The sequence below is a fragment of the Elioraea tepida genome (genome assembly GCF_019203965.1).
GTDB classification, from domain to species: domain Bacteria; phylum Pseudomonadota; class Alphaproteobacteria; order Acetobacterales; family Acetobacteraceae; genus Elioraea_A; species Elioraea_A tepida.
In genome coordinates this window covers 2644113-2666354 of sequence record NZ_CP076448.1, presented here as the reverse complement: position 1 = coordinate 2666354, position 22242 = coordinate 2644113, and the positions used below count along the sequence as shown (strand labels likewise).

The 22242-nt window shown below is 66.9% G+C and carries 19 protein-coding genes and 3 pseudogenes; 16 read left to right on the top strand and 6 right to left on the bottom strand.

Annotated elements, in window-relative coordinates; all coding sequences use genetic code 11:
- Nucleotides 1–100: 100 nt before the first annotated feature.
- Together KO353_RS12820 and KO353_RS12815 are read right to left on the bottom strand one after the other, a co-directional pair.
- Complete coding sequence (locus KO353_RS12820; RefSeq protein ID WP_218285114.1) at nt 101–1678, bottom strand: cisplatin damage response ATP-dependent DNA ligase; 1578 nt, start codon at nt 1676–1678, stop codon at nt 101–103.
- Entirely contained in the window at nt 1675–2757 is a 1083-nt protein-coding gene (locus KO353_RS12815; protein ID WP_218285112.1) for a ligase-associated DNA damage response exonuclease, read from the bottom strand. The genes KO353_RS12820 and KO353_RS12815 overlap by 4 nt, the downstream gene beginning before the upstream one ends.
- Here KO353_RS12815 and KO353_RS12810 point away from each other — a divergent pair.
- Nucleotides 2756–5398, top strand: coding sequence for a ligase-associated DNA damage response DEXH box helicase (locus KO353_RS12810; protein ID WP_218285110.1), 2643 nt, complete (start codon nt 2756–2758; stop codon nt 5396–5398). The genes KO353_RS12815 and KO353_RS12810 overlap by 2 nt on opposite strands.
- Nucleotides 5395–6081, top strand: coding sequence for a ligase-associated DNA damage response endonuclease PdeM (pdeM, locus tag KO353_RS12805; protein ID WP_218285109.1), 687 nt, complete (start codon nt 5395–5397; stop codon nt 6079–6081). Before KO353_RS12810 ends, pdeM begins: the two co-directional genes overlap by 4 nt.
- Nucleotides 6082–6094: 13 nt before the next feature.
- On the opposite strand, the gene KO353_RS12800 is transcribed toward pdeM, so the two are convergent.
- Nucleotides 6095–6727 carry an FMN-binding negative transcriptional regulator gene (locus tag KO353_RS12800; RefSeq protein WP_235691852.1) on the bottom strand — a complete coding sequence of 211 codons (633 nt, stop codon included), beginning with the start codon at nt 6725–6727 and terminating at the stop codon, nt 6095–6097.
- 152 nt (nt 6728–6879) lie between these two features.
- On the opposite strand from KO353_RS12800, the gene KO353_RS12795 reads away from it, so the two are divergent.
- The 8 genes from KO353_RS12795 (at nt 6880) to KO353_RS12760 (ending at nt 14842) form a co-directional block, all read left to right on the top strand.
- Entirely contained in the window at nt 6880–8337 is a 1458-nt protein-coding gene (locus KO353_RS12795) for a cryptochrome/photolyase family protein (protein ID WP_218285107.1), read from the top strand.
- A complete protein-coding gene (locus tag KO353_RS12790) occupies nt 8338–9648 on the top strand; it encodes an NAD(P)/FAD-dependent oxidoreductase (RefSeq protein ID WP_218285106.1) in 1311 nt (436 codons plus the stop codon). It abuts the gene before it with no gap.
- Entirely contained in the window at nt 9645–10424 is a 780-nt protein-coding gene (locus tag KO353_RS12785; protein WP_218285105.1) for a DUF1365 domain-containing protein, read from the top strand. The genes KO353_RS12790 and KO353_RS12785 overlap by 4 nt, the downstream gene beginning before the upstream one ends.
- Nucleotides 10425–10436: 12 nt before the next feature.
- Entirely contained in the window at nt 10437–11654 is a 1218-nt protein-coding gene (locus KO353_RS12780) for an SAM-dependent methyltransferase (RefSeq protein ID WP_218285104.1), read from the top strand.
- 5 nt (nt 11655–11659) lie between these two features.
- Nucleotides 11660–12967 carry an MFS transporter gene (locus tag KO353_RS12775; RefSeq protein WP_218285103.1) on the top strand — a complete coding sequence of 436 codons (1308 nt, stop codon included), beginning with the start codon at nt 11660–11662 and terminating at the stop codon, nt 12965–12967.
- Entirely contained in the window at nt 12964–13716 is a 753-nt protein-coding gene (locus KO353_RS12770; protein ID WP_218285101.1) for a metallophosphoesterase, read from the top strand. The genes KO353_RS12775 and KO353_RS12770 overlap by 4 nt, the downstream gene beginning before the upstream one ends.
- Entirely contained in the window at nt 13704–14249 is a 546-nt protein-coding gene (locus KO353_RS12765; protein ID WP_235691850.1) for a DUF3833 domain-containing protein, read from the top strand. Before KO353_RS12770 ends, KO353_RS12765 begins: the two co-directional genes overlap by 13 nt.
- 128 nt (nt 14250–14377) lie before the next feature.
- Nucleotides 14378–14842 (top strand): GNAT family N-acetyltransferase, encoded by a 465-nt coding sequence (locus KO353_RS12760; RefSeq protein WP_268906190.1) that lies wholly within the window; start codon nt 14378–14380, stop codon nt 14840–14842.
- A gap of 16 nt (nt 14843–14858) precedes the next feature.
- Here the strand turns inward: KO353_RS12760 and KO353_RS12755 are convergent.
- Nucleotides 14859–15671, bottom strand: a pseudogene (locus KO353_RS12755) (IS5 family transposase).
- A gap of 191 nt (nt 15672–15862) precedes the next feature.
- Between KO353_RS12755 and KO353_RS12750 the strand changes: the two are divergent.
- On the top strand, nt 15863–16612 hold the full coding sequence (locus tag KO353_RS12750) for an IS5 family transposase (protein WP_235691849.1): 750 nt from the start codon (nt 15863–15865) through the stop codon (nt 16610–16612).
- 219 nt (nt 16613–16831) lie between these two features.
- Nucleotides 16832–17220 (top strand): annotated as a pseudogene (locus tag KO353_RS12745) (IS5 family transposase); the annotation flags it as partial.
- A 121-nt stretch (nt 17221–17341) separates the two neighbouring features.
- Here the strand turns inward: KO353_RS12745 and KO353_RS12740 are convergent.
- Nucleotides 17342–18295 carry an IS5 family transposase gene (locus tag KO353_RS12740; protein WP_218285097.1) on the bottom strand — a complete coding sequence of 318 codons (954 nt, stop codon included), beginning with the start codon at nt 18293–18295 and terminating at the stop codon, nt 17342–17344.
- A 176-nt stretch (nt 18296–18471) separates the two neighbouring features.
- On the opposite strand from KO353_RS12740, the pseudogene KO353_RS12735 reads away from it, so the two are divergent.
- Nucleotides 18472–19580 (top strand): annotated as a pseudogene (locus KO353_RS12735) (IS630 family transposase).
- Here KO353_RS12735 and KO353_RS12730 read toward each other — a convergent pair.
- Nucleotides 19569–20339 (bottom strand): IS5 family transposase, encoded by a 771-nt coding sequence (locus KO353_RS12730; protein WP_235691848.1) that lies wholly within the window; start codon nt 20337–20339, stop codon nt 19569–19571. The pseudogene KO353_RS12735 and the gene KO353_RS12730 overlap by 12 nt on opposite strands.
- A gap of 443 nt (nt 20340–20782) precedes the next feature.
- Here KO353_RS12730 and KO353_RS12725 point away from each other — a divergent pair, with 443 nt between their 5' ends.
- The 3 genes from KO353_RS12725 to KO353_RS12715 are packed head-to-tail and all read left to right on the top strand — an operon-like array spanning nt 20783 to nt 22025.
- Complete coding sequence (locus KO353_RS12725; RefSeq protein ID WP_218284934.1) at nt 20783–21118, top strand: transposase; 336 nt, start codon at nt 20783–20785, stop codon at nt 21116–21118.
- On the top strand, nt 21118–21777 hold the full coding sequence (locus KO353_RS12720) for a DDE-type integrase/transposase/recombinase (RefSeq protein ID WP_218285093.1): 660 nt from the start codon (nt 21118–21120) through the stop codon (nt 21775–21777). The genes KO353_RS12725 and KO353_RS12720 overlap by 1 nt, the downstream gene beginning before the upstream one ends.
- Complete coding sequence (locus KO353_RS12715) at nt 21735–22025, top strand: integrase core domain-containing protein (protein WP_218287221.1); 291 nt, start codon at nt 21735–21737, stop codon at nt 22023–22025. Before KO353_RS12720 ends, KO353_RS12715 begins: the two co-directional genes overlap by 43 nt.
- Nucleotides 22026–22242: the final 217 nt, after the last annotated feature.

The window sequence follows — 22242 nt, the reverse complement described above, 5'->3', positions numbered from 1 at the left end:
GCGCTCCTTGGCGTGGTTGGGGATGATGCTCATCACCGCGTTTCCTTCCCTGCCGGTTCACCTGCGCGGGAAAGGGGCCACGCGCGGCTGTCTTCGTCAATCAGCCGCGCTCGATCAGGGCAAGCACCGTGTCAAGTCGATCAGCCTCGGCCGCTGGTTTATCGGTTCTGATTCGGTTGATACGCGGAAACCTGAGCGCCACACCGGAGCGGTGACGCGACGAACGCTGCGCGGCATCGAAGGCGATCTCGAGCACAAGCGCCTTTTCCACCTCCCGCACTGGCCCGAAGCGTCCGATCGTGTTGTTGCGGACCCAACGGTCTAGCCAGGCGAGCTCTCGGTCCGTGAACCCGGAATACGCTTTGCCGACGGGCACAAGCTCCTGCCCACGCCACACACCGAATGTATAGTCACTGTAGAAGGATGAACGCTTGCCGTGGCCGCGCTGCGCGTACATCAGGACTGCGTCGATCACGAGCGGATCCCGTTTCCATTTGAGCCAGGGACCTTTCGGTCGGCCTCCGACATAAGGGCTTTCCGCCTCCTTCAGCATCAGCCCCTCGATCCCGGCCTCGCGCGCACCGGCACGAAGGGCGGCAAGCTCTTCCCATGAGGCGAACGGTACAAGTGGTGAGAGATCCATCCGCTGGGCCCTTGTTCGCGCAAACCACGCCTCGAGCCGCGCGCGGCGCTGATCGAAGCCGAGCGGTCGAATGTCCTCCGCCCCCTCGAACAGCATGTCATAGAGCCGCAGATGCGCCGGCTGCTCGCGCAGAAGCTTCGCGCTTGGCGCTTTGCGGTTGAGGCGCTGCTGCAGATCGGAAAAGGGTGCGACGGCTCCATCGCGCACCACGAGAAGCTCGCCGTCGAGAACCGCGTGAAGCCCCTCCGCGGCCGCGACGATTTCTGGAAACGCCTGCCCGATCTCCTCTCCGCCGCGCGACCAGAGCTTCACGCCGGCAGGCGTCGCAACGAGCTGAACCCGTATCCCGTCCCACTTCCACTCGGCCCGGTAGCGGGCAGGGTCGAGCGCGGCGAGGTCAGCCTCTTCGAGCGGCGTGGCGAGCATGGGCGGGCGGAATATTGGGGCCTCGGCTCGCCGCGGCTGCGGCCCATCCCCCTCGAGCCAGCGGAACAGCGGGAGATAGGGCGGCGTGACCGCAGGCCACGCCTCCTCGATCTCGGACACATCCCTCCCGTATCGTTCGGCAAGCGCCACTTTCACCAGGCGCCCCGAGACGCCAACGCGCATGCCCCCAGTGATAAGTTTCAGGAGCGCAAAGCGCGAGGACGCATCGAGCGAGTCGAGCCAGCCGGCGACGATGCTCGGAAGCGTATTCCTCGGCGCTGAGGCGAGCGTCGCCGCAACCTCGGAGAGCGAAGGCGGCTCCTCGGTTCCGGTGTCACGGGAAGGCCACATGAGCGAAACTGTCTCGGCTAGGTCGCCCACAAAGTCGTAGGAGAGCGCGAACAGGACTGGGTCCGTCCGTTCAGCCGCAAGCGCGCGGATGAGCCCTGGCTTGGCGGCGGCGAAGGCGAGCTCGCCCGTCAGAGCCGCAAGGCCGATCCCACGATCCGGGTCGGGGGCGATGGCAATCCAGTCGCGCAGCGCGGCAAGCTTTGTCGTACGCGCAGGGCTGAGCACGAGGCGTTCAAGCAGGTCGGCGAAGAGCTTCATCGGGCCTCTGCGGCAGAAGCCTCGGGCAGGTCAGGCGCTGACGTGCCGGGGATCTCCTCGACGATTGCCTCGTCCTCGTCGCCACGTCCGGAGAGAGAGAGCGCGCGCCCGCGAATGCCCCTCAGGCCGGCCGCATGGATCAGTGCCTCTTCAGCGCCGTGCGTCACCCACACCTCCGGCGCTCCCACCGCGTCGATCGTGGCGTTGAGTTCGTCCCAGTCAGCATGGTCGGAAATCACGAGCGGCAGTTCCACGCCACGGCTCTTGGCGCGCTGCCGAATACGCATCCAGCCCGACGCGAGACAGACCACTGGATCGGCAAGCCGGCGGGCCCAGCGGTCCTGGATCGCTCCAGGGGGCGCGAGCACGATCGCTCCCCTCAGCGCTTTGCGATCGGCGATAGTCGCCGGCCGAAGGTCACCCAGCGCAACGCCAAAGCCCCGATAGACCTCGTTCATCGCCGCGAGTGCCCCATGGACGTAGATGGGCGCGTCATAGCCGGCGGCACGGAGAAGCGCGATCACCCGCTGCGCCTTGCCGAGCGCGTAGGCACCGACGACGTGGGTCCGCTCCGGGAAGATGCGCAGCGAAGCGAGCAGCTTGCCGATTTCGCCTGCCGCGTCGGGATGGCGGAATACGGGAAGCCCGAAGGTCGCCTCGGTAACGAAGAGGTCACACGGGACCGGCTCGAAGCCAGCGCAGGTCGGGTCAGGGCGCGTCTTGTAGTCGCCGCTGATCACTGCTCGCGCGCCGCGCCACTCCAGCACCACTTGGGCGGAACCGAGCACATGTCCGGCCGGGCGAAGCATGATCGTGACACCGTTGACGGTGATCGTCTCGCCGTAGATGAGCGGTTGAAGGCTCGTCCCAGCTCGTCCATCACCAAGGCGTCGCGTCATGATCGCGAGCGTCTCCGGGGTGGCGAGCACGGCCCGGTGGCCCGGCCGCGCATGGTCGCTGTGGCCGTGGGTGATCACCGCCAGATCGACCGCGCGGCTTGGGTCGATGAAGAAGCCACCCGGCTCGCATAAGAGCCCGGCTTCCGTGACCGTGAGCCAAGTTCGAGGGTGCGGGGGCATGGCGTACTCAACACTCGTCACTATAGTCGGGAGCGTGGCGTCAACAGGAACACCCGATCTGCCCCCCGCCTTGGCCGCCTGGTTCGCGGCGCGCGGATGGGCGCCGCACCCGCACCAGTGGGCGATGCTCGCCACCGCCCGGGCCGGCCGGTCGACCCTGCTGATTGCCCCGACGGGAGCCGGCAAGACGCTGGCTGGCTTTCTGGGCTCTCTCGCCGCCCTCGAGCGTGATCCGTCCCCACGCCTGCACACCCTTTATGTATCGCCGCTGAAGGCGCTCGCTGCAGACATCGCCCGCAACCTCACCGCCCCGGTTCGCGGCATGGGACTTGACATCGCGATCGAGACACGAACCGGTGACACGGGTGCTGAAGCGCGGCGGCGCCAGCGCGAGCGACCGCCCCATATCCTGCTCACGACGCCTGAGAGCCTCGCCCTCCTCCTGTCGCTTCCCGACAGCTTCAGCATGTTTCGTAGCCTCGAGGCGGTGGTGGTGGACGAGATCCACGCGCTCGCCGGCACGAAACGGGGCGACCAGCTGGCGCTCTGCCTCGCGCGGCTCGGCTCAATCGCGCCGGCGGCGCGCCGGGTCGGCCTTTCCGCCACCGTGCCGCACCGCGCCCCGCTCGTCGCATTCCTCTCGGCCCATGGGCGTGCAGATGGCGGCGACGTGGAGGTGATCGAGGCGCCTCGCGGGGCTGAGCCGGAGGTGCGCGTGCTGGTGCCGGAAGGCGCTCTTCCCTGGTCCGGGCACATGGGCCTGCTCGCCGCGCCCGAAATCTACCGGCTGATCCGTTCGGCGCGCACAGCGATCGTCTTCGTGAACACGCGCGCCCAGGCCGAGCTTGTGTTTCAGGCTCTATGGCGGCTCAACGACGATGGGCTGCCGATCGCCTTGCATCACGGCAGTCTCGCGCGCGAGCAGCGTGAGCGCGTCGAGGCGGCCATGGCCGAGGGGCGGCTGAAGGCGGTGGTTGCGACCTCCTCGCTCGACCTTGGCATTGACTGGGGCGATGTCGATCTCGTCATCCACGTCGGCGCGCCGAAAGGCGTGTCGCGGCTTCTGCAGCGCATCGGCCGCGCCAACCACCGCTGGAACGAAGCGTCGCGCGCCGTGCTCGTGCCGGCCAACCGCTTCGAGGTTCTCGAATGCCGTGCCGCCGTCGAGGGCGTTGCCACGCATGATCTCGACGGCGATCCGCCTCCGCCTGGCGGGCTCGACGTATTGGCTCAGCATGTCCTCGGCATGGCCTGCGCTGCGCCGTTCCGCGCCGATGATCTCTACGCTGAGGTGAAGCGCGCGGCACCTTACGCCACCCTCCCCCGCCAGGATTTCGACGATGTCCTGCGCTTCGTCGCCGATGGCGGCTACGCCTTGTCAGGCTACGAGCGGTACCGGCGTCTGTTCCGCGATTCCGAAGGCAGGTTTCACGTCGCCTCGGCCGCGGTCGCACGCCGGTACCGGATGAACATCGGAACGATCGTCGAGGCCCCGCTTCTGAAGGTCCGGCTCGGGCGCGGCGTCGGCAGTACGCCGCTCGGCGAGATCGAGGAGTACTTCGTCTCGATGCTGCAGCCTGGTGACACGTTCCTGTTTGCAGGGCGCGTGCTGCGCTTCGATCGGCTTCGGGAAACGACGGTCGAGTGCAGCCCGGCCTCGGGCGAGGACCCAAAGGTCCCCGCCTACGCCGGCGGTCGGCTGCCGCTCACCACCTCTCTCGCTGACCGGGTGCGCGCGATGCTTGAACGCCCCGAGAGCTGGAATGATCTGCCAGAGGATGTGGCCGCGTGGCTGAGGCTCCAGCGCTCTCGTTCGCACCTGCCGGGGAGTAACGACCTGCTCGTGGAGACCTTCCCGCGTGGCGGCAAGTGGTTTCTCGTCGCCTATTGCTTCGAGGGCCGGAACGCGCATCAGACGCTCGGGATGCTGCTGACACGGCGCATGGAGCGGGCAGGGTTCGGGCCTCTGGGCTTTGTCGCGACCGACTACGTCGTGGCGATCTGGTCGGCGCACCAGCCTGTCCGCGTCGCCGAGCTGTTCGACGAGGACATGCTCGGCGACGATCTCGAGGAGTGGATGGCGGAGAGCTCCATGCTCCGCCGTACGTTCCGCACGGTGGCTGTGATCGCCGGGCTGGTCGATCGTCATGCGCCGGGGGCGGAGAAGAGCCGGCGCCAACTCACCGTGAACACCGATCTCGTCTACGACGTGCTGCGCAAGCATGAGCCAAACCATGTGCTTCTGCGGGCGACGCGCGCCGAAGCAGCTCGCGGGCTTGTCGATGTCGGACGAGTCGCGGGGCTTTTGCGACGGGTGAGGGGTCGGATCGTGCACATGGCTCTCTCTCGCGTTTCTCCGCTTGCGGTGCCGGTGTTGCTCGAGGTGGGACGCGAAAGCGTGCGCGCAGGCGAAGGCGAGGAGGCGCTGCTCGCCGAGGCCGAGGAGGCTGCGCTGATCGCCGAGGCGCTCGGTTTGGCCGAGCCTGCAAGCCCGCCACCGCAACCTCGCATGCATCCGCTGCACCGCGCGAATGCGCGACGCGACGTAAAGGCTCGGGGCCGCGCGCTGGGCATCAAGGGGCGGGCGACCCTCGCCACCATCCGGAGCCGCCGCCAAGGCGAGCTTGCCATCGACGAATGACCGCTGCGCCGGTTCATCTCGCGGGAGAGCGGCTCATGCTGGACCCTGGCGGCGTCCTGTGGTGGCCGGCGCGAAGGCTCCTTGCTGTCGCCGATCTACATCTCGAGAAGGGCTCAGCCCTTGCCGCCAGAGGGGCCCTTCTGCCCCCGTATGACAGTCGCGCGACGCTCGATCGGTTGATCCCACTGGTCCGCCGCTACGCGCCGCTGCGGCTCGTCGCCCTCGGCGACTCGTTCCATGACCGTCAGGGTCCCGCGCGGCTTCCCCCGCCCGAGGCCGAGCGTTTGCGTGCCCTTGCCTCCGCCGTCCCAATCATCTGGGTACGGGGCAACCATGACCCGGCGCCGCCCCAGGCGCTGCCCGGCGAGGCCGCGGCGGAGTGGCGCGAAGGCCCGATCGCCTTCCGCCATGAAGGAGGTGGCGACACACCAGAGATCTGCGGCCATCATCACCCAAAGGCGACCATCGCGACGCGCGGCAAGCCTGTCTCCCGCCCCTGTTTCGTGGCCGATGCGCGCAGGCTGATGCTTCCCGCCTTCGGCGCTTACACGGGGGGGCTCGATGTACGCGACCCCGCGATCGCCCGACTGTTTCCACGCGGCTGCCGCGTGTTTCTGCAAGGGCGCGACCGCCTCTACAGCTTCACGCTCGGCCAGCTCCGCGCCGCGGAACCGGTAACCTGACGGGTGGCGCGGGTCAGCGCGCTATCAGCGAGGCAAGCGCCGCCGCAGCCGCGTCACCTGAGGACGCGAGGCCGGCGCGAACGCCTTCGCGATCGGCCTCAGGGCGGTTCTGCGACAGCTTCGCCGTCCCCTCCAGCGCGGTGACCGTAATGCGGAACCCGATGATCGCCTCCATCATGCTCGCGATGAAATCGGCCGGCGCATCCTCGACGGCCCAGGGCTGCTCCCGCTCCCCCTCGAGGAAGTCGGTCAGCCGGCGAACAATGTTCAGGAGCTCCTCCGGGTCCGTCACCGGCACGAACGGGCCGCGAGCCTCCACCGCGAGGTAGTTCCATGTCGGCACAACCTGGCCGTGCTCACGCTTCGAGGGATACCAGGACCGCGTGACATAGACAGAGGGACCGACGAACACCGCGAGTGCCGGCGCATCGGGCATGAGCAGCCTCGCGAGCGGGTTTGCCCGGGCGAGATGTCCGATCAGCGCCTCGCCCTCGAACACGAGCGGCAGATGCGCCGCGACCGGTCCCTCGGCGCCATTGATCACGAGCGTGGCGAGGCTGATCCCAGAGGCCAGGGCCCGCAGCCGGTGGCGATCGGTGATTCGGAAGGAGGGAGGCGCGTACACATCCCATGGTCGGGGGGTCACGCGCTTGTTTGTCCAGCCCGGCCGCTGCGGGACAGCATCAGGGTCTGGCAAAACCCGCGATCCTCCCATATCGAGGTCACGGGAGAGGCGATTTGGCCGTGTCACGGCCGGGTGCGCCGAGGCATTGAAAGGGCAGGCGAGGCGTTTGGCGCATGGAGAAGGCCACCGGGGCACCGGTGATCTGGTGGGTCCGCCAGGACCTCCGGCTTGGGGACAATGCGGCTTTGGCGGCCGCTGCGGCGACAGGTGCGCCTGTGCTGCCTGTATTCGTCTTCGACGATGCCTCGGCCGGCGCCTGGGCGCCCGGGGGCGCGTCGCGCTGGTGGCTTCACCACAGCCTCGTCGCGCTCGCTGACGCGCTCCGGTCGCGCGGGCTGCCGCTCGTGCTTCGACGCGGCGATAGCCGTCAACTCATACCAGCGATCGTTGAGGAGGTGGGCGCACAGGCAGTGTTCGCTGGACGGATGTATGAGCCATGGGCGCGCGAGCGCGACAAAGCCGTAGCCGCCGCACTTGCAGCGCGCGGGGTGAGGATCGAGGGAGCCAGGACAGCCCTGTTGTTCGAGCCCTGGGACATCAGAACAAGGACGGGCGGTTCGTACGGCGTCTACACCCCGTTCAGCCGCGCCTGCTTCAACGCCGCACCCCCGCCGCAGCCGAAGCCGGCGCCTGCGCGGCTCATCCCGCCCAACCATGTGCCGGCCTCCGACCGGCTTGAGGCTTGGCGGCTCCTTCCGAGCAAACCTGACTGGGCCGGCGGGCTGCAAACCACGTGGCGGCCAGGCGAAGCGGGAGCAGCGGCACGCCTTGAGCGGTTCCTCCGTGAGGCACTCCCCCGCTACGACACGCTCCGCAACCGCCCTGACGTTCCCGGCACATCCGGCCTCTCGCCGTACCTTCACTGGGGTGAGATCTCTCCCTCAGAGGTCTGGCACTCGGCTCTTGCGGCCGGCGCCGCCCACGCAGTGCCGACCGAGAGTTTTCTGAAGGAGCTGATCTGGCGGGAGTTCAGTTATCATCTGCTTTGGCACCGGCCCGAAATGCCACACGTGCCGCTCAAGCCGATTTTCTCTCGCTTCCCATGGCGGAACGATCCGGTCGCTCTGAAGGCATGGCAGCGTGGGCGCACAGGCTATCCGATCGTCGATGCCGGCATGCGGGAACTTTGGCACACAGGTTGGATGCATAACCGGGTGCGAATGATCACTGCATCCTTCCTCATCAAGCATCTCTTGATCCCTTGGCAGGAAGGAGAGGCGTGGTTCTGGGATACGCTGGTCGACGCGGACCTCGCTGCCAACAGCGCCTCCTGGCAATGGGTTGCCGGCTGTGGCGCAGATGCCGCTCCCTATTTCCGGATTTTCAATCCGGTTCTCCAGGGCGAGAAGTTCGATCCCCAAGGAGCGTACGTTCGCCGCTGGGTCCCTGAACTCGCACGACTTCCAGCCGCCCTGATCCATCGGCCTTGGGAAGCGTCGCCACTTGTGCTTGCGGAGGCTGGCGTCGTTCTCGGGCGAACCTACCCTCTACCGATCGTCGAGCATGCTGAAGCGCGCGCTCGCGCTCTTGCAGCGCTCGAGGCTATCTCCGCCGAGAAGGGAGCTGCCTGAATGGATGGTGTATGGGGAGCGGGGCGGCGACGTTCGGTCGCTGTGATCGGTGCCGGCATTCCCGGGCTTTCGGTTGCTTGGTTTCTGCGAGAGTACTGCACGGTAACTCTCTACGAGGCAGAACATCGGCTCGGAGGCCATGCTGATACGCAGGTCATACGGCTGGGCGGGCAAGATATAGCTGTGGATACTGGTTTCATCGTCTACAATACCGTGAACTATCCACATCTTACCGCCCTGTTCCGCCATCTCGGAGTTGCAACGGAACGCTCCGATATGAGCTTCGGGGTCTCGATCGGCGGGGGCAGGCTCGAGTACGGTGGCGGATCGATTCCCCAGCTTTTCGCCCAGAAACGCAATATCGCCCGCCCACGTTTCCTCGCCATGCTGCGCGACGTGATGCGCTTCTACCGTGAAGCGCCAAAGCTTCTTTGCAGTGACGACGATCCAACCCTCGGCGAGTATCTCGATCGCAACCGCTACGGCCCGGGTTTCATCGAGGACCATATCCTGCCAATGGGAGCGGCGATCTGGTCAGCCTCAGTCAGCGCCATGTACGAGTTCCCTGCAAAAATCTTCATTCGCTTCTTTGTCAATCACGGCCTCCTCCGCCTTTCCGGACGGCCTGTCTGGCGGACGGTAACCGGTGGCTCGCGCACCTACGTCGGCCGCATGGAGGCCGATCTCGCGACCTCCGTGCACAAAGGCGTGCCAGTCCAAGCCGTGCTGCGTCGCCCCAATGGGGTGTCGATCCACCTCGCCGACGGCACCGTCAGTGGACACGATGCGGTGGTGATTGCCACTCATGGCGACCAAGCGCTTCGGCTGCTTGCGGATGCATCGCCGCGCGAGCGCTCCATCCTCGGCGCCGTGCGCACTCAGGCGAACCGCATGGTGCTCCATACCGACGCTCGGCTGATGCCCAGACGCAAGCGCGTGTGGTCATCTTGGAACTATCTCGCGCGCGACCGGCGCGATCATGGCCGAGAAGTCTCGGTGACCTACTGGATGAACAGGCTGCAGAACCTCGCCACACCTGAACCTCTGTTCGTGACGCTGAACCCGCTGCGCGAGCCTGATCCCTCCCGGGTGATCCTTGAGAAGACATATCGGCACCCCTGCTACGATGCCGCAATGATCGCTGCCCAGGGAGCACTGCCATCGCTGCAGGGCGATCGCAACACCTGGTTCTGCGGCGCCTGGACAGGGTACGGCTTCCACGAGGATGGAATTGCTTCGGCAGTCTCTGTTGCGCGCGGCTTCGGCGTCTCCCCCCCCTGGGTCGAGGCGGCACTCGATCGGGCCGCATGAGTGCGCTTTCGGAGACGCCGGCCGTCCTGTACCGCATGCGCGTCATGCATGCGAGGCACCAGCCTTTCCATCACCGCTTCGAATACCGCATCTGGACGCTCCTGATCGATATCGACCGGATCGAGGAGGTCGCGGCGCAGTCGCGGCTAATGACAGCCGAGTCGCCTGGACTGGTATCCTTTCGATGTCGTGACCATGGTGCGCGCGACGGCTCTCCCCTCCGGCCTTGGGTCGAGGCGGCGCTCGCCCGCCATGGGCTTGACGACTGTGCCGCCCGCATCCGCCTTCTCGCCATGCCTCGCGTCGCGGGATACGTGTTCAACCCGATTTCCATCTATTTTTGTGATAGGAGTGATGGAACCCCCGGGGCCGTGCTCTATGAGGTGAAGAACACCTTTGGAGACCAGCACAGTTATCTTGCCCGGCTCGATGGCGATGCGCCATGGCGGCACTGTGCCGGCAAGCTTCTCCATGTTTCCCCATTCTTCGGTATGGACTGCCGCTACAGGTTCAGTCTCAGCGTGCCGGGCGAACGCTTCGCCATCGCGATCGAGCAGGAAGACTGCGCGGGTGCCCTGTTGCTTACGGCTACGATGAACGGCCGCGGTGTCGCAATGACCGATCGAGCTCTCGCTGCTGCGTTGTTGACCCTGCCGTTCGTGACCGTGAAGACCATTGCCGCGATCCATTGGGAAGCGTTGAAGCTCTGGCGCAAGGGAGCACGTTTCCACGCGCGCCCAGCTCCGCCTGATCCGCCTGTATCCGCCGCCGCCTAACGGGCACAACGCATGCACGGCCTCGGAACCAGCCTCACCACCCATCACACTCTGCGACAGGACAGGCGCTTCCGCCTCGCGCTTCGGCTTGCGGGCCTTGTCAGGGCAGGTCATCTCAAGCTCACACTCCCCGATGGCTCCGTCCATTGTTTCGGCGGCCACGGTCCTGGTCCCTGCGCCGAGGTGATCCTCCACTCGCCGCGCGCGATCAGACGATTTGCGCTTGGCGGGAGCCTCGGCTGGGCTGAGGCTTACCTGGACGGTGACTGGTCCTCTCCCGATCTCAGGGCAGTGATGGGGTTGGCGGTAGCGAACGAGGAAGAGTGGGATGCTGTACTGCGCGGCAACGCCCTCGTCCGCCTGGTGTCGCGAATTCTCCACGCGCTCCGCCCAAACACGCGCCGCGGCGCGCGACGGAACATCGCTGCGCACTATGACCTTGGCAACGAGTTCTATGCCGCGTGGCTCGACCCGTCGATGACGTACTCGTCGGCCGAGTTTGCTGCCTCGAATGAAACGCTCGAAGAGGCCCAGGCTCGCAAGGTGCGTAACCTGCTCGCCGCAATCGATCTTCGCCCGGGGCACAGCCTGCTCGAGATCGGCTGCGGCTGGGGTTATCTCGCGGAGACGGCGGCACGCGATTTCGGTGCGCGTGTCGTCGCGCTCACGCTTTCGCGCGAGCAGCATGCCTACGCGATGGCGCGCATTTCCAAGGCAGGTCTCGCCGATCGCGTCGAGATCAGGCTTCAGGACTGGCGCGACGTGAAAGAGCGCTTTGACCGGGTCGCCTCGGTCGAGATGTTCGAGGCGGTCGGCGAAGCCTACTGGGCGCCGTTCTTCGCTGCGCTCCGTGATCGCCTCACTCCCGGCGGCCGCGCCGGCCTGCAGATCATCACGATCGCAGACAGGTATTTCGAAACGTATCGCCGCTCGGCTGACTTCATCCAGCGCTACGTCTTCCCCGGTGGTATGCTGCCCTCGCCGGCGCGACTGCGCGAGGAGACGAGCCGAGCCGGCCTCATATGGCAGTCGGAGGCGTGGTTTGGTCAGTCCTACGCCGAAACGCTCCGTCAGTGGAATGCGCGTTTCCAGGACGCTTGGCCACGCCTCGCGCCGCTCGGCTACGGCGAGCGCTTCAAGCGCCTTTGGGAATATTATCTCTGCTACTGCGAGACAGGCTTCCGCGCCGGCTGGACCGATGTCGGCCGATTCGTGCTCGCCCGCCCCTGAACCACGTGCCGCCGCTTCCACCCAGGCAGCTTGCGGCGTATGCCGCGCCGGCCTTCCCTCTTGCGATCCTGGGCCTGCCGCTGAACGTCTATGTGCCGACCTTCTGGGGCGACTCGATGGGGCTTGGGCTTACCACCGTCGGCCTTGTGTTGTTCGCCACCCGGCTTCTCGATGTCGTGACAGACCCGCTGATCGGCCTGCTCTCGGACCGCACGCGGGGCCGTCTCGGACGACGCCGCCCCTGGGCGGTCGCCGCGTTGCCGATCGCGGCTCCAGCCGTGTGGCTGCTGTTTGTTCCGCCCGCCGGCGCAGGCGCTATGCACCTCTTCATCACGGCCAGCCTCGTCTATCTGGGCTGGACCATGCTCAACATCACCCACACCGCCTGGGGCGCCGAGCTGTCGCCTGAGTATCACCAGCGTACTCGCATCAACGCTTGGCGCGAGGCGGCAACTCTCTCGGGAATCGTTGTCTCCGCCCTCGTGCCGGCGGTCATCACCGGTGGAATCGCGGAAGACCTCCGCGCGCTGGCCATTGTCACGCTGGGGCTCGCGCTTCCGGCCTTCGCTCTTCTGTTCGCCTTCGTTCCCGATCCGCCGGCTCCCGTTCGCCCCCTACAGCCGCGAGACTTTGGCACCACGTTCGCGCCGCTGGTCGGCAACGCGCCGTTCCGACGCCTTCTTCTCGCCTGGGTGACCAATGGCATGGCCAATGGCCTGCCAGCCTCCTTGTTCCTTCTGGTGGTCACACATCTGCTCGAAGCGGACGACAAGGCCGGACCGCTCCTGCTCGCGTATTTTCTCGCTGGAATCCTTGCTGTTCCTGTCTGGACGCGGCTCTCCGCTCACCTTGGCAAGCACCGAGCCTGGTGCGCGGCGATGCTCTGGGCCTCGTTCGTGTTCGCGTTCGTCCCGCTGCTCGGGCCCGGAGACTGGCTGCCATTCCTCGCGATCTCGATCTTCTCAGGGGCGTCGCTCGGTGCCGACCTTGCTCTTCCTCCGGCGATCCAGGCCGATGTCGTCGACCTAGATCGGATCGCCACAGGTGAGGGGCGCGCCGGCCTCCTCTTCGCGGTGTCCTCGATGGCCCAGAAGCTCGGGAACGCGGCGGCTGTGGGTGCCGGTCTGCCCCTCCTTGAAGTGCTTGGCTTCCGAGCCGCACCAGAAGGAGCCACAGGGCTCGGCGCGCTCGTCGGCCTCTATTGCGCCGCCCCGGTGACGCTGAAGCTGCTCGCGGTTGCGCTCATGTGGAGTTTCCCGCTGGACGCCGCCGCCCAGGCACGGCTCAGGGCACAACTTGGATCAGGGGGATGAGGCTCACACTTTCTGCCCGCTTCAGCGGCGTGCGCGTTGTCGGCGACGTCCATGGCGAAGCGGAAGCGTTCCGTGCGGCGATCGAGGGTGCGGAGGCTGAAAGGCTCTTCATTGTGCAGCTCGGCGACCTGACTGATCACGGGCCCGACAGCCCAGGCGTTCTCGAGGCAATGTTCGCTCTGATCGATCAAGGTACCGGGCTATTCCTTCTTGGGAACCATGACCGAAAGCTTCGGCGCGCCCTCCTTGGCGCCGCAACGCCGGCGGCGAATGACGGGCTTGGAACCACTCTCGCCCAGCTCGCCCGTCACCACAACGCCGCAGCGATCTGCTGCAGGGCGGTCGAGGAGATCGCCCGCGCTCCCGCCTGGGTCATCTGGGGCAGGCGAACACTCTTCGTACATGGAGGGTTCCACCCATCGATGCTCCTCCACCCTTCGCCGCCCAACGCCGGGTCGAGGCGCCCCGAGGGAGCCGTTGCCCGCGCGATCTATGGCCAAACCGTTCGGGGTGCTTTGATCGAAGACGGGTACCCTCTGCGCCTGCTCGACTGGGTGGACACGATCCCCGAGGGCTTCACGGTCTATTGTGGCCACGACAATCGCAGCAGCGACGGCCGACCCCATATCCGGTTCGGACGCGCGGGCGGGAGGGCTGTGTTCATGGACACAGGCGCCGGCAAGGGAGGACACCTCTCCTGGATCGACCTCAGAAGCGAGAACGGGGACACGGGATCATGGCAAGGCTGATCCGCGCCATGATCGCCGGCCTTGGCGCAATGCTGCTGCTTGCAGGATGCGGAGGCGGAATGAGAATCGACGATTTCGCTGCCGGAAAGCCGGAACTGAGGCTCGAGCAATTCTTTTCGGGAAAGACGCGCGCCGCCGGCCTGTTCGAGGACCGATTCGGAAAGGTCCGCCGCACTTTTGTGGTCGACATCGTTGGTACCTGGGACGGCACTACCCTCACACTAGATGAGGACTTCACCTACAATGACGGAGAGAAGCAGCGGCGCATCTGGCGACTGACACGGACTGGAGACCGTTTGTGGGAAGGCAGGGCGGATGACGTGATCGGCGTAGCCATCGGCCGCGAAGCAGGTAACGCTTTTCAGTTTTCTTACCGGATCAATCTCAAGGTAGGCGACAGCTTGTGGGAGGTGCGATTTGACGACTGGATGTTCCGTATCGACGAAGAGACTGTGCTGAATACCGCCCGCGTCTATCGCTGGGGGATCTGGATCGGCACGGTGCAGCTCGCCTTCCGCCGCCTTCCCGCATGAGGCAGAGCAGCCTATGGCGCTATCGCTGACAACGATTGCCGATCGGCCGGATCTTGCCGAACCGGTCGCGCGCTGGCTTTGGGTGGAATGGGGGCAAGGTAAGGGACGCCCGTACGACCACACGCGCGATGATAGCCGGGCGCACGTCCCGTATTGGCCTCGAGCAATGTTTTGTCGCTCTTGGGGATGGCGTGCCGGTCGGCACAGCAAGCCTCGCAGCGGAGGATGCCGACAGCTGCCCCGATCTCACACCGTGGCTCGCCTCGGTCTTCGTCGTTCCTGACAGACGCGGTCGCGGCTACGGCAGGGTGCTTGTCGCCGCCGTCGAATGCGCCGCCCGGCTAGGGGGCTTCTCCATGATCTGGCTGTTCACCGACAAGGCGGCGGGCCTGTGTGCATCGCTTGGGTGGTGTCCTGCGGGGAGCGTAAAGGACCATGGCCGACGCTACCTGCTGATTGCGGCGCGACCTCGGCCGTCCTGCCGTGTCGCGCGCTTCCAGTGGCACGTGATCGTCGGCTGTCTCTCCTGCGGCGCAAGGGCATGCCGAGCGAATGTGCGCCGCAGCCTGCTCGAACGGAGTGGTCAGGACTGAGAGTCCGTCGTGAATCTTATGCGGAACGTGCGACGCGGCGTAGCATGAGCATGGCGGAGGCGGCGTAGAGGAAGGCCTGGGCGGAGGCGATGGTGGTCTCGAAGTCCTCGGCCAGTCTGCGGTTTCGACCGATCCAGGTGAAGAAGCGCTCGACCACCCAGCGGCGCGCGTGGACGGCGAAGCCGATCTGATCCCTTGGCTTGCGCACGATCTCAACCCGGATCGGACTGGCCCTGGCGGGTCCGTCGCGGGCATAGGCGGCATCGGCATAGCCGCGTTGGATCAACAGCCAGCTGCGGCGCGAGGTGCGCAGCAGGGGCGGCCCGCCGTCACGGTCCTGGATGTCGGCCGGATGGTTGTCGAGGGTCAGCCCGCGCCCGTCGGTATCCACCATGACCTGGCGCTTGCGGCCCCTCACCTTCTTGCCGGTGTCGTAGCCGCGCGGCCCGCAGCTCTCGGTCGTCTTGACGCTCTGGCTATCGATCACTGCGGCGGTCGAGCTGGCCTCCCGCCCGCACCGCTTGCGGTCGAGCATCACCAGGTCATGGTATATGGCCTCCCATACCCCGCCATCGCGCAGCTGGGCGAACCGGCGAAACGCCGTCCGCCAAGGCGGGAAGCTGTCTGGCAGAAGCCGCCAAGTGCAGGCCGCCCGCAGCACATGGAAGATTGCGTTGATGATCTTCTGCAGCGGTCAGGCCCAGCGTCGGCCACGACAGGCGGGTCGGGGGAGCAGGGCTTCCAGGATGCCCCACTCGGCATCCGTCACGTCGCTCGCGTAGCGAAGGCCCGCGCGGCTATGCTGCCGCCGGGTGGTTGCGGTCCGCATCGGTTGCGACTCCAGCTCGGTCTCGACAACCGGTTGGAATCACAGCCTACCGTGACCACCCAACCCCCGTTCCGCCCGCATTCCGAGACAGCCTCTGAGAGCTTTTGACTTTATTCGTTAGGCTCAGGACCCATTAATCTGCTTGTGACGACGCGGGCGGGCGTGATTCTGAACGGGGCGGAGGTGCCCTCATGTCCGTCCCGTTTCTGCTCACCCCGGCGCAGATGCGGCGCATCCGGCCGCACGTCCCGCTCTCGCACGGCATCCCGCGCGTGGACGACCGGCGCGTGCTGAGCGGCATCATCTTCGTCATCCGGGGCGGCCTGCGCTGGCGCGACGCCCCGCCGGGCTACGGCCCGCACAAGACCCTCTACAACCGCTTCGTCCGCTGGAGTGTTCAGCCGCATCTTCGCCGCCCTCGCCGGCGAGGCCGGCGAGCCCGACCGCCTAATCATCGACAGCACGCACCTGAAGGCCCACCGCACCGCGGCCAGCCTCCTCAAAAGGGGGCGCCTGATCGGTGCATCGGCAGAACCAAGGGCGGGCTGAACGCCAAGCTCCACGCCGTCTGCGACAGCCAAGGCCGCCCCGTCGTCATGATGCTCTCCGCCGGGCAGATGAACGACCAGAAGGGCGCCAACATCCTCGCCCCACTCCTGCCGCCGGCGCGCGAGCTGATCGCTGACCGCGGCTACGACAGCACCCCGTTCCGCGCCGCGCTCGCCGAGCGTGGCATCGCCGCATGCATCCCGACCAAGAAGAACCGCAAGCAGCCCATCCCCTACGACAAGGCGCTCTATCGTCAGCGCCACCGCATCGAGATCGCCTTCCGCCGCCTCAAGGATTTCCGACGCATCGCCACCCGCTACGACCAATGCGCCACCATCTTCTTCGGCGCCATCACCCTCGCCGCCATCGTCACCTTCTGGCTCGGACAATGAGTCCTGAGCCTAAATAGATCGTCTGGCTCTGGATCATAAGCAGGACCATACGCCCCCCACCGTTGCAAATCGTGGAGCTTTCGGTTTGATCCGGCCGAGCGGACACGATCGCTTGCCCGAGCGAGCTTGGCTATCGCCTCGCGCCTAAGTCCTGAACCGAAAGTGCTTGCTGCGACGCAGTGCGATCTGATGCGCCGTGGGTGGTGTCAGAGAGCGGGTGTGTCGCGGTTTGACTTGAGCGAGGCGGAGTGGCGGATCATCGAGCCCTTGCTGCCGGGTGCGGAAGGTCGGCAGATCGGCCGTCAAAGGCTCGACGACCGGCGCGTGCTGAACGCGATCTTCTTCGTGCTTCGGACCGGAACGCCGTGGCGCGACCTGCCCGAGCGGTTACCGGCCGCACACCACCGCGTACAACCGCTCCAACCGCTGGGCCAAGCGCGGCGTGTGGCTCGCGATCTTCGAGGCGCTGGCGGCGCGCTCGCCCGGCTCGCTCGCGCTGATCGACAGGTCGATCGTGCGCGCACCAGCACGCTGCCGGGGCCAAAAAGGGGGGTCCGGATCACGCCATCGGTCGTTCTCGTGGCGGACTGAGCACCAGGATCCACGCCCGCTTCGGAGACTCCTGCGAAATGCGCCTGATCGGGTGATGGAGGGGCGACGGCGGGCTGGAAGGGGCCTTTGTGTTCGGTTTCAGTGTTTGGCGACCGTGCGGCTGACGCACCTCTCCCGTCAGGCGATGAGGCGTTTGGCGCGACGGAGGTTCATCGCCGTGCAGAGCAGGTGCAGATGGGCGCCGTTGCGCAGCAGGCCGCGGTAGCGGACGCGGCGCCAGCCGTAGCTTCGCTTGAGCGTGCCGAAGGCGCGCTCGACCTGGCTGCGGATCGGCGCCAGGGCCACGTTCATCCAGCGCTGCCAGGCGGTGAGCGGGCGGCGCGCATGACCGCGAGGCATGATGCCGGCGGCGATCCCGGCTTCGGCCAGCGCCTCACGTCGGGCGGCGCTGTCATAGGCCTTGTCCATGAACACCGCGGCCTCGTCGCCCTGCACCAGCCCATCCGCGGCCAGGCTGTCGCCGATATCGGCGCCTGTCAGCACGGCGTCGCGGATCAGGTCCGAGCCGAGATCGACCGCGACATGCGCCTTGAAGCCAAAGAAGCTGCGCTGACCGCGCCGCGTGAAGCCGGCCTCCGGGTCCTTGGTGGAGACCTCGCCCTTGCTCTGCAGCGGACGGGCGACCGCGGCCTCGACGAGCGTCGCGTCGATCAGCGTACCAGCCTTCAGCACCAGGCCACGGGCGTCGAGTTGGCGGTTCAATTCGGCGAATAGGGCCTCGGCCAGGCCTCGCTCGGCAAGTGCGCTGCGGAAGCGGCAGAGCGTGGTCTCGTCCGGCGTGCCGTCATCCAGGCCGAAGCCGCAGAAGCGGCAGAAGGACAGCCGGTCGGCCAGCGCCTCCTCAAGGCAGGGATCGGAGAGTTGGTACCACTGCGCCAGCAGCAGCGCCCGAAAGAGCGCCAGCGGCGGATAGCCGGGCCGGCCGGTGGGTGCGCGCAGCGCGGCGAGCAGGTGCTCCATCGGCGCCCAGTCGATCAGGCCGGCGATCCTTTCCAGACGGCGGTTCGATCCAGCCCCCGCCGGCAGCAGCGCCTCCGCCAAGCTGACCTGGCCAATCCGACGCTGACCCATCGCCGCCTCGCCTTCACACCACAAGCCTCAGCGAAGCAGAGGTCTCCAGTGGAGATCATTCCTATTTCTGTACGGATGCGAATGCCGGTTGGACCATGGCCTGCAAGCAGTGTATTTCTAGTGGTTTGATCGAGTTGATGATTCCCTTGTTGGCCCAGACGTGGGAGTCTGGGCGGATGAGGGAAGGCGTTGAGGTCCGGCTCCGGCCGGGCGACCGGGAGCGGCTTGAAGGCGTGGTCTGCGACCGCAAGAGCTCGCGGCACCACGTCTGGCGGGCTCGGATCGTGCTGATGACCGCGGACGGCGCGGGCACGATGGCGATCCGCGCGGCGACCGGCAAAGGCAAACCCACGATCTGGCGCTGGCAGGCGCGCTCCATGCACGACGGTGCCGAGGGCTTGTTCCGCGACGCCCCGCGAGGCCGCGCCTTCGCTTCCACCTCGCCTGAGCAGATCGCCGCGGTGGTCGAACGCACGCTGCACGACGACCCGCCAGCGGCGACGCACTGGACGTTGCGCTCGATGGGGAAAAGGCGAGCGGCCTGGCGCCGTCCACCATCCACCGCATCTGGCGCGAGCACGGCCTGAAGCCGCACCGGGTGGAGACCTTCAAGCTCTCCAACGACCCGAAGTTCGTCGAGAAGGTCCGCGGGCTGCAGGCAACGCCCGAAGGGCGGGACATCGTCGGCCTCTACGTCAACCCGCCCGAGCACGCCCTGGTGCTGTCGGTGGACGAGAAGAGCCAGATCCAGGCGCTCGACCGCACCCAGCCGGGACTGCCGATGAAGCGTGGCCGGGGTGCCACCATGACGCACGACTACAAGCGGCACGGCACGACAACGCTGTTCGCCGCGCTCGACGTGACGGCGGGCACGGTGATCAGCCAGCGCATGCTCCGCCACCGCGCGGCCGAGTTCATCCGCTTCCTGCGGCTGATCGACAAGCAGACCCCCGCCGAACTCGACCTGCACCTGATCCTCGACAACTACGCCGCCCACAAGACTGAGGCGGTGAAGCGCTGGTTGGCCCGGCATCCCCGCTTCCACCTCCACTTCACGCCGACCTCGGCCTCCTGGATCAACGCCGTCGAGGGCTTGTTCGCCACGCTGACAAAGCGTCGCCTGAACCGCGGCGTCTTCCGCTCCGTCATCGAGCTGAACCAGGCCATCCATGCCTATCTCAATGCCCACAACGCCGACCCGAAGCCCTTCCGCCAGACCGCGCCCGCCAACACCATCATCGGCACGCACCAGCGCAGGAAACGTTCGCTGGAATCACTCTACTAGGCTCAGGACTGATTGGCCGAGCCAGAAGGTGACGATGGCGGCGAGGGTGATGGCGCCGAAGAAGATGGTGGCGCATTGGTCGTAGCGGGTGGCGATGCGTCGCCAATCCTTGAGGCGGCGGAAGGCGATCTCGATGCGGTGGCGCTGACGATAGAGCGCCTTGTCGTAGGGGATGGGCTGCTTGCGGTTCTTCTTGGTCGGGATGCATGCGGCGATGCCACGCTCGGCGAGCGCGGCGCGGAACGGGGTGCTGTCGTAGCCGCGGTCAGCGATCAGCTTGCGCGCCGGCGGCAGGAGTGGGGCGAGGATGTTGGCGCCCTTCTGGTCGTTCATCTGCCCGGCGGAGAGCATCATGACGACGGGGCGGCCTTGGCTGTCGCAGACGGCGTGGAGCTTGGCGTTCAGCCCGCCCTTGGTTCTGCCGATGCACCGATCAGGCGCCCCCTTTTGAGGAGGCTGGCCGCGGTGCGGTGGGCCTTCAGGTGCGTGCTGTCGATGATTAGGCGGTCGGGCTCGCCGGCCTCGCCGGCGAGGGCGGCGAAGATGCGGCTGAACACTCCAGCGGACGAAGCGGTTGTAGAGGGTCTTGTGCGGGCCGTAGCCCGGCGGGGCGTCGCGCCAGCGCAGGCCGCCCCGGATGACGAAGATGATGCCGCTCAGCACGCGCCGGTCGTCCACGCGCGGGATGCCGTGCGAGAGCGGGACGTGCGGCCGGATGCGCCGCATCTGCGCCGGGGTGAGCAGGAACAGGACGGACATCAGGGCACCTCCGCCCCGTTCAGAATCACGCCCGCCCGCGTCGCCGCAAGCAGATTAATGGGTCCTGAGCCTAGTGAGACCCGACGCGAGAAACACCAGTATAACGAGATTGGATCGAGATGAGCGAGTACCGTTGCCGGCGAACTTGCCAGCGGAAGACCATCCTGCCTGCGCCAGAGGGCGAGGGCGGAGCCGAGGACGGTGCGGAGGCTGTCTGGGATCAGGAGGGTGGCTCCGCTGGGAGTGCTGGAGCGGAGCGCCTTACAAACTTCGGGCTTTCCAGGGCTCGAGCCACGAAAGCTCAACCCCGCGCAGTGATCGCGTTCTTCGCAAGGCAAGCTCCCGATGAGCTGGCCCTTTTTTCCTTGGACATCCATTTGTCGAAGGACGCCCGAGGATGGCTGCTTCCGAGATGCCGAGACGAGAGACCCCGGAGCGGGGTGATGGGGCTGAGCGGCGCGCCGGCGGCGGGGCCGCTCGCTCCGGGGCAGCGCTGGAGCGTGGCGCGCAAGCGCGCGGTGGTGCTGCGCCTGATCGCGGGCGAGCCGGTGGAGCTTGTGTCGCGCGAGATCGGCGTGCCGGTGTTCAAGCTCGAGCGCTGGCGCGAGCGAGCCGAGGCCGCGCTGGAAGGGGCGCTCAAGGAGCGCGAGGCCGACGGCGAGGGCCCCGAGCTGGCCGCCGCGCTGCGTCGGATCGGCGAGCTCAGCATGGAGGTCGACCTCCTGCGCGCGAAGATGGGCCAGTCCCCCGGCCCTTTGGCCCGGAAGCGGTGGCGGTGATGGCCGGGTCGGTCTCTCCTGCCACCGGCCGCGCCTACGGCGTGGCGCGGGTGTGCGCGGTCTGGGGCGTGCCGCGATCATCGTTCTACCTGGCCCGGCAGGCGGCGCAGGGCTTGGCCCCCGCGCGGCCGACCGGCCGCCGCGGGCCGAAGCCCGCGGTTCCGGACACCGCCCTGCGGGCGGCGATCCGGGCCGACCTCGCCCGCTCGCCCTGGTCGGGCGAGGGCCATCGCAAGGTCTGGGCGCGGCTGCGCGTCCGGGACGGGCTGCGCATCGCGCGCAAGCGGGTGCTGCGGCTGATGCGCGAGAACGCCCTCCTGTCGCCACACCGCGCCCGCCCACGCCCCGCCGACGACCATGACCGGAAGATCATCACCGACGCGCCGAACGTGATGTGGGCCATCGACGGCACGCAGGTCGCCACGGTGCGCAACAGCAAGGTCTGGCTCTTCGCCACGGTGGAACACTGGAACGCGGAGGCGCTCGGCTGGCACGTCAGCAAGCGCGGCACGCGCCGCGAGGCGCTGCAGGCCATGGGCATGGCCGTGCGCCAGCAGTTCGGCCATCTCGGCCGCGACGCCGCCCGCGGCGTCCAGCTGCGCCATGATCACGGCAGCTGCTTCATGGCCGAGGACTTCCAGAACCAGACACGAGCCTAGGGCATGACCCCGAGCTTTGCCTTCGTAGGCAGCCCCAGACCAACGGCGTCGTCGAGCGGTTCTTCCGCACACTCAAGGAGCAGGTCGTCCACGGCCGCGTCTTCGAGACCCTCGAAGACCTCCGCGACGCCGTCCGAGCCTTCATCGCCCGCTACAACGCCCAATGGCTGATCGAGAAAAACGGCCACCTCAGCCCACACGCACGACGCCGCCAACACGAGCTTGCGGCCATGCCCATGGCCGCGTAACCCAACCGAGTGTCCAAGGAACCGGGTCCGGTTCAAGGCAAGCTCCCGAGGCTTGTTCGCGAGCAAACCCTGAAGGGGCAGCCTGAAGATGGAAACCGCTGTAGCGTGAACCACCACGGCGCCCAGGGATTCCCTTCGAAACGCTCCAAGCCTGTCTACACCCTCCATTTAACAACTTTAAGTTGTATTTATTTGTCTGGTATGCTACCGTTTTCGA